Origin of the sequence: Bacillus sp. RC51 (assembly GCF_044908115.1) — a bacterium.
GTDB classification, from domain to species: Bacteria; Bacillota; Bacilli; order Bacillales; family Bacillaceae_G; genus Bacillus_A; species Bacillus_A mycoides.
The window spans coordinates 182,358-197,521 of record NZ_JBIYCW010000001.1; the positions used below are offsets into that span (position 1 = coordinate 182,358).

Below are 15,164 nucleotides of genomic sequence, written 5' to 3' on the forward strand. Positions count from 1 at the left end.
TGTAGTTTGGATATTATCCGAACTACAAGCTTTTTCTTTTTTGATTAACGCCACCAAATCCAAGTCCAAAAGTAATTTCGTATATTTCGAGGAGTAATGCGTATGAAACGTTCACCGTCAAAGAAACAATTTAAATTTGGAAGTGTTTCATCTGGATTTTCTAGAATAAAGGTGACGATGTTTTCGTTACTTGTAATGGTTACTGTGATTGGTGGATCGGTAGGAGAGACTTGAAGTTGTAAAGAAACGTTTGCCGTGTTTTTAAATTCATTATTAATAGGTGGACTTATCACTTGTACTGTGAATAATACGATAATTGTTTCGTTCGGTTTCAAATTAGTAGCGACTAGGAAACCGATATTCGGATTCGCTAGTGGAGAGCGTTCCCCATTAATGAAGACCGTACCGTTCATAAATTGTAAACCTGCTGGAATGGTGTCTTGTAATGAAATATTTGAAAGTGAAATCTCGGAAGTATTCGTAATACGCACTGTATAATCAAAATATTGGTTTAAATAAGCTGAGCTAACGGAAGCATTTTTTATCACTGCTGCCGTTATAAATTGAACTGGTATACGAACAATATTCGAATTAACAATGAAAATAATAATTGGATCCTGTGGTGTCAATTGGAAAGCAGCTGTAACGGTTGCAGAATTGATAATCGCACTGTTTGAAGGAATAGAAGTTACGAGAACTTTAAATGTTATAGTTGCTACTCCATCTGCAGGTAAAGCGCCGATATTAATACCGGTGTCTGGACGAATATTTGGAACCGAAGTACCGTTAATTGTTACGCTGTTTTCTATAAATGTTGTACCAGCTGGAATCATATCTAAAACGGAAGTACTTACTGTAGGAATTGGGGAATTATTAAATACCTCTAATGTGAATGTAATAATATCTCCTATAACGACAATAGATTTGTCAGCGGTTTTCTCAATGCGCACCATTGGATCAATGAGTGTTGTTGTAACGGTATTTGTTTGCTTTGTAATTGTAATAGGTGGTTCATTCGGATCAAGGATAACAGTATAGGAAACAGAAGCATTGTTATTAATTGTAGGCTGAAGAGTCGAAGAAGATATTGTTACTTGGAACGTAATGATAGCAGATTCATTAGGAGCAAGGTTTCCTAATGTAATACCGTTTTCAGGATTCGCATTCGGTTGATTGATTCCGTTAATCGTAACACTGCTAGTAACGAAGGTTGTATCTACTGATACGGTGTCTACAACGAAAAGATCTTCAATCGTTACATTGCCACTATTAGTAATTGTAATTGTATACGTTAAAGTTTGACTAGGTAATGCATTCGTGGCATTAACAGATTTTATGGCAACGACATTATCATTTTGGACAGTTGTTGTCACAGTATTTGTTGTAATCGTATTTGTAACAGGTAAGTTATTTGGATTGACTATATAGTTAAAAGTAGTAATTGCTTTGTTGCTGAGTTCATTTGGTGTTGGAATAGAAGTCACAGTTACTTGGAAGGAAGCGATGGCATCTCCACCTACAATTATAGTACCAATTGGTATGCCGCTTACTGGATTAACTCCCGGAACAGTTTCTCCTTTTACAATGACACTATTTTCTATAAACGTAGTACCTTGAGGAATAATATCTTGAATGACTACATCATCTGCTGAAACATTACCAGTTTGATTTAGTGTAATCGTATACGTTAACGTATCACCAACCGTTGCAAATGCAAGGTCAACAGCTTTATTACTAGTCAAATTCGCATGATTAATTTCTGTTACAGCAGCTGATGAAATAATAGTTTCGGTAATAGGTTGTTGATCTGGTACCGTGTATTCATATTCAATTGCACTCGTGTTAGAGATTGGATTTGTTTGCGGAATCGAAATAACCCGGACTTGGAATAGAATAGTTGCTGTCGTATTAGGCGGAATGTTATCAATTGGTATACCGCTAAGTGGATTGTCATTTGGCCGAGCGTTGCCATTTACAATAACGCTATTCTCTATAAAGCTCGTATTTGCTGGGATGATATCTGTAACGATAATGTTTTCCACTTGTATATTTCCGTTATTTATGATGGAAATTGTGTAAGGGATAATAGTTTGTAGGTCAGCATATTGGATAGGCGTTGTTTTTGTAGCAATTACATTAGCAGAAATAACTTCAGTGAAGGTAATATTACTAGTCGATATTTGTTCTTCCCCATTTATTGTATAACGAGAAGTTGATTGATTTTGAACATGGCCGCTAGCTGGAAGAGTTACGACGGTAACAGAAAATGTGACTGGAATAGAAATGTCAGGAGCAATCGTTCCTACAAGTATACCGGCACTTGGATTGGCGTTAAGCTGAGGAATATTATTTACTAAAACACTACCGTCTATAAAGGTTGTTCCATCAGGAATATTGTCTGTAAATACAACAGCAGTAGCATCCGTATTCCCTGTATTCGTTAAAGTTGTTGTATAAGTTAAAATGTCACCAATCGTTACAGAAGTTAAATCAACAGTTTTCAGTGAAACGATATCAGCGTCATTAATTTGAACGAAAGTAGTATTGGAAGTAGTAGATTTTTGAATTGGTGCAAAGTCAGGATTGAAAATAAAGTCGTAGACGATGTTTGCCGTATTAGGTGTTGGATTTACAGCAGGTAAATTCGTAACGGAAACTTGGAATGTTATTGTTGTCGATTGACCTGACGCGATATTAGCAATGGAAAAGCCGATATTCGGATCTGCTGTAGGAAGTACAGTATTGTTAACTATTACACTTCCCGGAATAAATACTGTTCCATCTTCTATAGTATCTGTAAAAAAGATGGAGTTAGTTGTAGTGGATCCGTTATTTTGGATTAATACTGTATATTCAATGATTTCATCAATATTAGCTAATACTTTATTAGCGGATTTTGTAGCGATAAGAATAGCGTCAATAAATTGTATATTTGTACTATTGGAAGAGGTCGTTTCTGAAATTGGTGGTGAGCTTGGATCCGGTTGATATTCATAGTGAATGACAGCGATATTATTAATGTTATTTTGAGAAGGTATAGAGACTACATTTACTTGGAACGTAACAATAATCGTATTATTTGGAAGGATAATATCAAGGGTGATTCCGGTAATTGGATTTTCGTTAGGTCTTGGTATGCCATCTACAAGGATGCTATTTGGAACGAATGTGGTGCCAGCTGCAATTGCGTCAATAAGTAGTGCATTTGTAATAGGTACTGTACCAGCGTTTGTAACTGCGACTGTATATGTGATAATTTGGCCGATGCGTGTAATGGATCTATTGGCGGATTTAATTGCACTAATATTTGCCGTCCGCACTTCCGTGTTTACTGCATTTGATAACGATCTACGCTGAATAATCGGAGAGCTAGGGTCAATTTGGTATTCGTACGAAGTGTCTGAAATATTAATGACGGTATTGCCGGACGGTATATTTGTAAGTTGTACTTGGAATGAAATAGTGACTGTTTCATTTGGTTGTATCGTACTGAGAGTTACTCCGTTTTCAGGATTCGCGCCAGGCTGAATCACATTATTTATTGATAAGCTATCTTCAATGAATATAGTACCTTCTGGAATGTTATCAATAAACACGGTATTGTTAGCTAGAATGGTTCCTATATTTTGTAGTGTATTTGTGTAGGTAATAATTTGCCCAATTGATACGAAAGTTACATCCGCGCTTTTAACAGAAATAATATTTGCATTTTGAAGTGATGTTGTAACAATGTTAGAATTTGCAGAGCGATTCACCGGTGGAGCTGTAGGAATACTTACATATTGGTAATTTGCAGAAGATTGATTTACAATTTCGGTTTCAGTAGGTGGATTGTTTGTTTGCACTTGAAATAGTATTGTTTTGGAGCTGTTTGCTGGAATCGTTCCAATTGGTATTCCGTTTTCTGGATTTACACCTGGTTGCAGGACACCGTTAATTGTGACACTATCGGGAACGAATGTAGTCCCAGCTGGAATAGAATCTGTAAAAATAATATTTATTGCGTCAACATTGCCGATATTTTTCACTTCAGAAATATAAAGTATAGTTCCGCCAATATCTACAGTTATTGGATTGGACGTTTTTGTAATTGTCAATTGTGCTTGCACAAAATTTGTAATGACAATATTACTTGTAGATGTTTCAGTAATAGGCGGCTGGCTTGGATCTGGTTGAATTGTATATGTTGTATTGGATTGATTTGTAATAGAATCTTGCGAGAATGAATTATTAATAAGAATTTGAAACGAAATAAGGTGAGTAGCGTTTGCTGCAAGGTTAGGCAAAGTAACACCTACGTTTGGATTGGCACCAGGTATAGCTGTTCCGTTAAGTGTAAAACTATTTTCTACGAATGTAGTCCCATTTGGAGTAGAATCTAAAAATGAGAGATTAGTTGCTGAGATATTTCCGTTATTTTCTAATGTTATCGTGTAGGTCAAAATATCGCTAGTTGTTGCTTGTTGTGCATTGACTGCTTTTAAAGAAATGATAGTCGCATCTGAAATTTGTGTGGATGCTGGATTAGAAGTAATTGTACGAGAGATGATAGGAGAGGTTGGATCGGCGATAAAAGTATAGTCAATACGGGCTGTATTAGAAATTGGATTCACGCTTGGAATGGATTGAACGATAACTTGGAATGTGACGGTGACGATTTCTGACGGCGCGATGGCGTTTAAAGGTATCCCTATGTTTGGATCGGCACCTGGAACGGAAACGCTATTAATGGTCACGCTATTAGGAATAAATGCAGTTCCTTCTGGGACCAAATCTGTTAAATTAACTGTATTTGCAGTTGTATTTCCGTTATTTTGAACGACTACTGTGTAAGTGATTGTACCGTTAGTAGATTGTACGAGAGAATCTGTATTTTTAATTACGGATAACGATGCATCAACGACAGCTGTATTAACCGTATTAGATGAGGATGTTGCTGTAACTGGAGGTTGACTTGGATCGACAATATACGTGTAACTTGTAATGGCTTGATTTATAATCGCCCCTTGCGGTGGAATAGAGCTTGCAAGAAATTGGAACGTAATAGTAGCAAAATCACCTGGTGCGATAATACCAACTGGAATACCGAGAGTTGGACTTGCATTTGGAAGTGACATTCCATTTAACGTAACGCTATTTGGAACGAATACTGCACCTACAGGAACTCCGTTTATGAGCAATACAGAATTTGCAGGGAAGTTTCCGGTATTTGTTAATGTTGCTGTATACGTAATTATATCTCCGATGGATACGATTGATCGATTTGCTTCTAAAACAGTAGTAACGGTAGCGTTATTAATTTGTGTTGAAGCGCCATTAGAATTTATTGTGCTTGTAACAGGAGGAGCTGCCGGGTCAACAATGAATGTGAATTGAATAGATCCAACGTTTGTAATTGGGTTTGAAGGTGGAGTAGATGCAACCATGACTTGGAAAGTAACAGTTAAGGAACTGTTCGTACTAACGGTTCCGATATTAACCCCGTTATTTGGATCTGCCCCTGGAATGATACTTCCATTTACAGAGAAACTATTTTCAACAAAGGTCGTTCCAGCTGGAATAAGATCTGAGAAATTTAAATTCGTAGCGTTTGTATTGCCGCTGTTTTGAATCAAAACTGTATAAGTGATTGTGTCTCCGATATTTGCAAAGGCTGTATTAGCAGTTTTTACAGCTGAAAGTATTGCTGAATTAATAGAAGTAACGAAGACGTTCGTTTCCACATTGCCAGGCTGGGCTTGTAATGAATTGCCTACGTTATATTGGAAGTTAACAAATCCTAAGTTTTGGAGTTCAGGTGTGAACGTTGTTGGATTGCTTACAATTTGAACTTGGAATATGATTGTTACGATTTGATTTGGAGTTATTGTATTTATGCCAACACCGCTAATAATAGAAGCGGATGGTAATGGAGTGCCATCAACAACAACTGATCCTGCAACAAATTGTGTCCATGTTGGTAAAGGATCTGAAAAAATAACGTTGTTAGCAGGAATATTTCCTGTGTTCGTAATAGTAGTTGTATACGTAATCGTATCACCGATAGTTGCAAAAGCTTTATCTCCTATTTTAATAGTGTTTAAAATAGCACTTTCAATTTTTGTTGTAACGCTGTTAGAAGTAATATTTTTTGAAACTGGAGGATTTGCTGGATTAACGATATGTTGGAAGCTAACGCTAGCTTGGTTGGAAATTGGATTTATAGGCGGAATTTCATTGGCATTAATATGAAATGCTACGATGACAGATTGGTTTGGCGCGATATCACCAATTGGAACACCTGTAATTATATTTGCATTTGGGATGCTAATTCCGTTAAGTGTAAAACTATTCGGTTCAAAGGAAGTTCCGGCTGGAATAAGGTCGGTAAAAATAACATTCGTTGCACTAACATTTCCGCTATTTGTAATTGTAACGGAGTAGACGATATCCTGCCCGATATCTACCGTTTCCGCATTTGAATTTTTTTGTGCAGTAAGGATAGCGCTATTAATTTGGGTTGTCGTTGTATTCGATTGATTGGAAGTTGTAATAGGTGACTGGCTAGGATCAACGACATAATGATATGTGGTAGAAGCAAAATTAGAAATTGGATTAAGTGTTGGAAGTGTAGTAACAGTTGCTTGGAATGTAACGATTGCCGTATTACCCCCATTAATTGAACCTATGTTTACACCAGTAGACAAATCAGCGTTTGGAATGGTTTGCCCATTAACTGTGAAACTGTTTGGAATGAAACTTAAATTGCTATCAAGAATATCGATAATAGTTACATCAGTTGCAGCCACATTCCCTGTATTAGGAAGGTTAAGTGTAAATGTTATTGTATTACCAACATCCGTAAAAGTAAGATTTGCTGTTTTTGTACTAATAATATGTGCGTTGTTTATTTGAAGAAGTGTAGTGTTGGAGCTAGCTGTATTCGATACCGGCGGATTACCTGGATCAACAGTAAACTCATATGTCGTTGATGCTGTATTCGGTGCTGGATTAATAGGTGGAATGCTGTTCACTGTAACTTGAAAGACGATACTATATATTTCATTTGGTGGAAGTGCTGCAAGTAATACACCTGTATTTGGATCCGCATTAGGTTGTAAAATGCCATCGACAGTTAATGTGCTAGGAACAAATGTGAGTCCACTTGGTAATACGTCTGTGAATACAATGTTAGTTGCATCGGTATTGCCTACATTGATAATAGAAGTAGTATAAAAGGCAGTTTGCCCGATATCTGCAAAGGATACACTTTCATTTTTCGTCATGGATAATATAGCTTCTCTAATTTGCGTTGAAACAGGATTACTAATTGAAGTTTCTGCATCAGGTGGTGAGACTAATTGATACGATGTCGATGAGAAATTTACAATTGGATTTGCGGTTGGTAATGAGGTCACGTTTACTTGGAATGAAACATTTACTGTAGCCCCAGCTGTTATAGGTCCGATATTTACACCATTCGTTGGATTCGCACCGCTTTGAGGAATTCCATTAATAGAAAATGTGTTTGCAATAAAAGTAGTTCCGCTCGGCACGATATCTGTGAATATAACATTTTGTGCGGAGGAATTTCCGTTGTTTGTTAAAGCGACAGTATAAGTGAGTGTGTCTCCGATGCTGCTAAATGCTTTATCAACTTGTTTCGATGAAAGAATGGTAGCTGTATTAATTGTAGTGAACACTGTGTTGGAAGTAGCAGTTCTTGAAACAATCGGTGCATTTGGATCGGCGATAAATGTGTAAGAAGCAGTAGCGGAATTGGCAATCGGATTTTGAACAGGGGTGGAAGTAGCGGTAACTTGAAATGCTATAGATATTGAGCTGTTAGGAGCAATTGATCCAATCGTTATACCTGTATTAGGGTTAAGACCAATTTGTGTGATGCCATTTATTGTAACACTATCAGTAATAAATGTTGTGCCATCTGGTATAAGGTCAATGAAAGTAATATTAGTTGCATTTGTATTACCTTTATTCGTTAAAATTGTCGTATAGGTAATGGTATCACCTAGTGTTACAAGCGTTTGATCAACCGATTTTACCATCGTTATCATAGCATCTAATACAGGGGTTGTAACAATATTCGTTGAAGTAGAAGTAGTAGCAGGAGCACCGTTTGGATCGACAGTATAAGAATATAAAATTGTATCGTTACCCATAATCGAACTTGAAGGTGGAATAGAAATAACATTTACTTGGAAAGTAACAGTTACTGTTTGGCCAGGAGCGATATTGGGTATATTTACTCCAAGTGCTGGTTGCGCACCAGGCTGTTGAACTCCATTTATTGTGACTGAATTTGGTATAAATGTAGTGCTAGCTGGAATAGCACTTGTAAATGTTATATTAGTTGCGGGTGTATTACCAGTATTCGTAATAGTCGTTGTATACGTAATTGTATCTCCGACAGAAACTATAGATTTATCAGCACTTTTTGTTGTAGTTAATATTGCACTATTTATTGTCGTAGTCACGGTATTAGATGAAACGGTTTGTGTTATAGCGGGTTGACTTGGATCGACAATATGCTGAAATTGTACAGAACTAGAATTAGAGATTGGATTTATACTTGGAATGTTTGTCACAAGGACATTTATCGTAATAGTAGCCGTACCACCGGGATTTATATTTCCAATCTGAATCCCGTTTGCCGGATTGCCAATTTGCTGCGTACCAGAATCATTTATAAGAGTGCCAGATATAAATGTCGTTCCATCAGGCAAAATATCCGTGAAAATTATATTTTGTGAAGTGACATTTCCAGGGTTATTTAATGTAATTGTATAAGAAATGGTATCGCCGATCGTTGCGAAATTTTTATCCGCGGATTTAACTAGTGCAATTTCTCCGGAATTTATTTGTGTCGAAACAGAATTGGATGTTGTACTTCGTGAAACGAGTGGTAAATTAGGTCCTGTCATAAATTGATAATTAATAGAAGCACCGTTTACAACCGGTGAGTTTGGTCCCCCAGGCCCAATTGTGAAAATTGGATTTGGAATACTAACTACTTGCACGCGGAAGGTGACGTTTATAAAATCTCCTGCAATAATATCTCCAATTGGTATCCCATTCGCTGGATTTACTCCAGGTAATAAAACCCCACCTACTCGAACGCTATCTTCTATAAATACTGTATTATTTGGAATCGGATCTGTAAAAATGATATTAGTAGCAGTCGTGTTCCCTATATTTTCTAATAAAACAGTATACGTTAAAAATGAATTTCCAGGTGCTACGTCAGAAAAGATACGATCCACACTTTTCGTTGCTTGAATAATTGCTTCATTTATTTGAACTAAGACCGGATTACTAGTAGCCGTTTCTGTAACAGGCGGCTCGGTAGGGTCAACAATGATAGAGTATGTTGTACTAGATTGGTTCATCGTAGGGTTTGAAGCTGGTATTGAACCGACAATGGCTTGGAAGGTAATGGTTGTCGTTCCTCCAACTGGAATTGGGTCTAAAGGAACCCCGCTATCTGGCCTAAATCCGAGTTGTGGGATGGTATTAATTTTTACGCTATCAGGGACGAATGAAAGTTCAAATGGTAATATATCGATAAAAACAGGTGTGTTTGCAGTTGTATTTCCGTTATTGGTAAGGGTTGTTGTATACGTAATTGTATCGCCAACAGCAGCAAATGCACTGCTCGCAGTTTTTGTTGCGATAACGGAAGCAGTATTTACTTGTGTAAAAGTTTTATTGGATTTAACTGTTCGTGAAACAGGTGGTTCATTAATATCTACAATAAAACTATATTGAAGCGATGATTTATTAGGGATTGGATTAGGATTTGGAATCGTTGTAATGTTTACTTGAAAGCTGAGTATAACTGATGCATTTGAATTTATGTTACCGATATTGATACCATTTTGTGGATTTGCATTAGGAATGGTTGTTCCATTTACTGTAAAACTATTTGGAATAAACGTTGTACCATCTGGAATTAAATCTGTAAAAATAACATTGTTTGCGGTAGTGTTACCGGAATTAGTAATGGTAGAAGTGAAAGTAAGTGTATCTCCAATAGTAGCGAATGTTGAATTGACAGTTTTATTTATAGATAGAGTAGCATCAATAATTGGAGTAACCGTTGTGTTTGTAATTGTACTACCAACAGCAGGTGATTGGTTTGGATTCACTGTATATTCATAATTTACAAGGGCGTTATTTGTTAATGTGCCACTAGGCGGTATCGCTAAAATTTGTGCTTGAAAAGCAATAAATACAGTATTACCTGGTGGAATATCTGCTAAGTGAATACCAAGTGATGGATCTAATCCTGGTTGTGGAACATTATTGATAGTTACGGAGTTTTGGATAAATGAAGCTCCTGCGCCAAGCCCATCCGTTAAAACATTTGCACTAGCAGGGATATTTCCAGTGTTTGTAACTGCAATCGTATAGGTAACGATATCTCCAATTGCAGCTGTCGGTGTATCCACTGATTTAGTAGCGACGATCGTAGCATTATTAATTTGAGTTGTTATTACGTTACTTAACGCATTGGCGGATGCTGGAGGTAAGTTAGGATTTACGACATATTGGTATGCTGTATTACTTTGATTAGGGATTGGGTTCGGATTCGGGATGGAATTTACTTGTACTTGGAACGAAATTATCGTATTTGCATTCGGATTTATTGGATCAATTGCTATCCCATTCGCTGGATTTACATTAGGCAGTATATTCCCATTTACTGTTACACTATTAGGAATAAACGATGTCCCGTTTGGAATTACATCTGTAAAAATCACGTTTGATGCAAGAGTGTTCCCACTATTCGTTAAAGTAGTCGTGTACGTAATAATATCATTTACGTTAGCGAACTGTTTATCTGCAGATTTTGCAGCGGTAATCGTAGCGTTATTAATTGTTGTTTGTACCGTGTTAGAAGCCACCATCTGCATTACAGCTGGTTTGGATGGATCGTACGTATATTGGAATGTTGTGCCTGATTGATTTGTAATCGGATTTACAGCAGGGATATTTGGTACAAAAACCTGGAATGAAACGGTACGTGATGAATTCGCCCCGATTGTACCGATCAAAATACCGTTAGCAGGATTTGCATTTGCTATAGGGACATTGTTAATCGTTACAGTATTAGGAATGAAGAGGGTACCCGCTGGAATGATATCTGTAAACGTTACATTAGAAGCAGGGATATTACCGTTATTTGTTAAAATGGTTGCATATAATATGACATCACCAACATCAGCGAAATTTGTACTCGTTAGTTTTGTAGCAACAATATTAGCGGTATTAATTTGTGTAGTTACTATATTGCTAGCAGAGTTTCTAACAACAGCGGGTAAACTCGGATCAGCGATAAAGCTATATTGAAGTGAAGCGCTATTTTGAATTGGATTTGGTGAAGGTAGCCCATTTGCACTTATTTGAAAAACAATCGTTGTAAAACCACCAGCAGGAATGGAGCCGACTTGAAGGCCGGTACTTGGGTCTGCACCTAGCTGTAAAGCGCCACCTATAAAAATACTATTTGGTACGATAGTGGTGCCGGGAGGGATTATATCGGTAACAACAACATTATTTGCTGTAGTATTGCCAAGGTTAGCTAAGGAAATTGTATATGTGATTGGTTGCCCAACATCAGCAATAGTTAAATCTACTTGTTTGACAATAATTACATTTGCTAAATTAATTTGTGTACTTACAGTGTTACTTAAAGATGTTTCTATAATTGGTGGATCGCCAGGATTTAGAATAAAGCTATACTGTGTACTAGATGAATTTATTGTTGGATTTTGTGCTGGTAAAGAGGTGACAGTTACTTGATAAGAGACGGTAAGTGAGCCGTTAGTAGGAATGGAAGGTAACGGAACACCTATATTTGGATCTGCGTTATTTTGGAGCACACCATTAATAAGGAAAGTGTTTGGGATAAAGGTAGTACCGTCTGGATTCGTATCTACGAAAGTAGGACTATCAGCAGAAACACTTCCTGCATTCGTTAAAATAACGGTATAAGTTAATATATCCCCTACGGTAGCGAACGCTCGATCCACTGTTTTGGCTGAAATGACATTTGCATCGTTTACTTGAGTAAATGTAGTGGTTGAAGTAGTGTTCTTACTTACAGGTGAAGCGTTTGGATCAACAATAAAGTTATAGGAAATGGAGGCACTATTCGAAATAGGATTTGGGTTTGGAATACTAGTTATTAATACCTGGAATGAAGCTGTAATTGTAGTATTAGCATTGATGCTACCAATATTGATGCTAGCTGGTGTTGCGCCCGGCTGAGTAACACCGTTAACTATAACACTGTTCGGTACGAAGGAAGTACCATTTGCAATTGAATCGGATAGTAATACATTGTTCGCCGCAACATTTCCATCGTTTGTAAGAGCAAAGGTGTAAGTTAATACATCTCCAACTTCCGCAAATGTTTTATCTACAGATTTTATAGCATGTAGATTTGCTAGTCTAATTGTTGAGGTAACAGAATTAGAATTTGCTGTTTTTGAAGTTGGCGGCAGGCTTGGGTTTACAGTGTAAATATAAGAGGCGAAAGCATTATTAATGATAGGATTTTGGGAGGTAATGTTGATGACTGTTACTTGGAACGATAAGGTGAAAGTAGCTCCGCCAGGAATTGTACCGATAGGTAAGGCAATAAGAGAAGCTACATTTTGCAAAACGCCGTTTAGCGTTACAGTACCTGGAGTCAATATCGTTCCATTTGGAAGTGGATCTGTTAGCTGTACGTTCGTTGCAGCAGTATTTCCACTGTTTGTAATAAGGACTGTATAACTGATTGTATCTCCAATTGTAGCAAATTGTTTATTTGTCGATTTTGTTAATGTTAAATTCGCATTGTTAATTTGAGTGGTAACGACGTTAGAAGCGATGTTTTTCGTAACGGGTGATTGACTAGGGTTGACAGTATACTGATAAGAAGCGCTTGATCCATTAGATACGATATTTGCTGGAGGTATTGTGTTTACTACTACTTGAAATGAAACGTTTTTTGTCGTACCAGTTGGGATGGAGCCTATGTTCACACCATTAGCGGGATTCGCGCCAACCTGTGTTGTGCCATCTATTGTTAAACTGTTTAGGACAAAAGTTGTTCCTGTAGGAATGGCATCTGTAAAAATAACATTGTTCGCATTCGTATTACCTGTACCTGTAAAGGCAACAGTGTAAGTCAGTGTATCTCCAATATCCGCATAGTTTTTATCCACTGTTTTTGCCATAGTTACAGTAGCATTATTCACTTGAGTAGAGACGGTATTAGTCGTATTAGTACCACTTACTGCAGGCTGATTTGGTACAGGAATGTATTGATATGTTGTTGTACCACTATTTAATATTGGATTTGTTTGGGGGATAGAAGGAACGAATACTTGAAATGAAATGGTAGTAGTAGAATTTGCAGCAATAGTTCCAACGGATATACCATTAGCAGGATTTGCTCCAGCTTGAATAACGCCGTTAACAGTTACACTACCTGGAATAAAAGTAGTCCCGTTTGGAATGGGATCCGTATATATAACATTTGTAGCAGCGATATTTCCTGCATTAGCTAAGGAAATACTATAAGTTAACGTATCACTAATATCGGCAAAAAGTTTGTTAACTGATTTAGTTCCATTAATAGTTGCAAGGTTAATTTGTGTGCCGGCAGCATTACTCGTTGCAAGACCGTTAAAAGTTGTTCCCCCAGCAATTGGTGTGTATTGAAACGTAATGTTAGCGGTGTTAGAGATAGGGTTTTGACTTGGAAGAGAAACGACAGTTGCTTGGAAGGTCACTGTACGAGAAGCGTTGTTATTAATTGTTCCGAGAGAAATACCAGCGGCAGGATTTGCGTTTGTTTGTGGTACATTATCTATCGTTACGCTGCCAGGTATAAAGGAAGTGCCGTTAGGGAGAACGTCTGTAAAAGTAACGTTATTTGCAGGAAGAAGCCCGGTGTTAGGAACAGTAACTGTATAGGTTAGAATATCGCCAATTGTAGCAACACTTTTATTTACGCTTTTTGTTGCTTGTATATTAGGTGAATTAATATCAATTTGTAAACCAACTGTATTTAGCATATATGCGTCACCGTTCGTTGTTAAACGGATTGCGGCGGAAACCTGTGAATTTGTTAAATAGGGAGATATATCAATGGCTGTAATATCCCACCCTTGTCTTCCAGCAGAAATATTAGTACTTGTGGATCCGCTTTGATTACGCGTTCCGAATGTTCCAGTTGTATCTAAATTTCCTGTTGCATTATTAATTTGAGACGCGAAGAAGTTATTTACAGCATTATTTGGCCCAGATAAAGCGTTTAATGAGCTGAAGTTTGGTCCAAATAAAGCTTGATCCCCAGTTAAATCAGCATCCCCCTCAGTAGAACTTAAAAATAATCTCCCGCTTACAGGTCCCCCGGCAGGTGTTAAAAACCCTGAGACAGATACATCTGCACTACCGGTTTCTACAGAAACACGGTTACCAGCTACGTAAATTGTTAAATTCCTTGCGGGTAAGGAACCGTTTTGATAAGCGACAATAAGCGTCCATCCTGCAGAATTAATTGCTCCATTAGAAGCGTCTAAAGGATCTACAAGTCCAGGAACAGAACCTGTTGTATAAGATCCAGATCCAGCAGCTTGAACGAGTGACGTTACATCCGCTGATCGTGTGTAAAATCCAAATGTGACAGATCCAGAAACGAATGTTTGATTTGAAGCTGTAACAGCCGAAGGGGTAATTGAGTATGTTGACACAGGTGTTGTAAAAGAAACGGGGTTTCCTAATACACTCGTAATGTTTTGATCCCGAGATAAATAGTTTCCACCCCAAACGAGTTCTGCGTAAAGAATAGTACTACCAGCAGGGATATTCAAAATAGCGGTAGAACTATTTTGTGTATAGTTTAACGTTGTACCTGCAGGAAAAGTAGTTACTTGTAAAGCGGTATTCGTAGTTACGAATGCACCAATTGCACCGATTGTACCAGCACGGTTTAGATTGCTAATTTTACTTAAACCTAGTGTGTTTCCTGTAATAGCGAGTGCGCCGTTAGTGGTGGTAGAAAATCGATTCGTAATGGGCATGTTGTCACCTCATTTACAATATAGTCTTGGTCAAAATAGGATATGTGTGTGAGTGATAAAGGGAAACATGTACAAGTTGATTCATGC

General features: G+C 37.5%; 1 protein-coding gene. It reads right to left on the minus strand.

The annotated features are described in order from the left end of the window. Window positions 1-44 precede the first annotated feature (44 nt). A complete protein-coding gene (locus tag ABH959_RS01010; protein ID WP_404492165.1) occupies window positions 45-15,077 on the minus strand; it encodes a DUF7507 domain-containing protein in 15,033 nt (5,010 codons plus the stop codon). Window positions 15,078-15,164 lie beyond the last annotated feature (87 nt).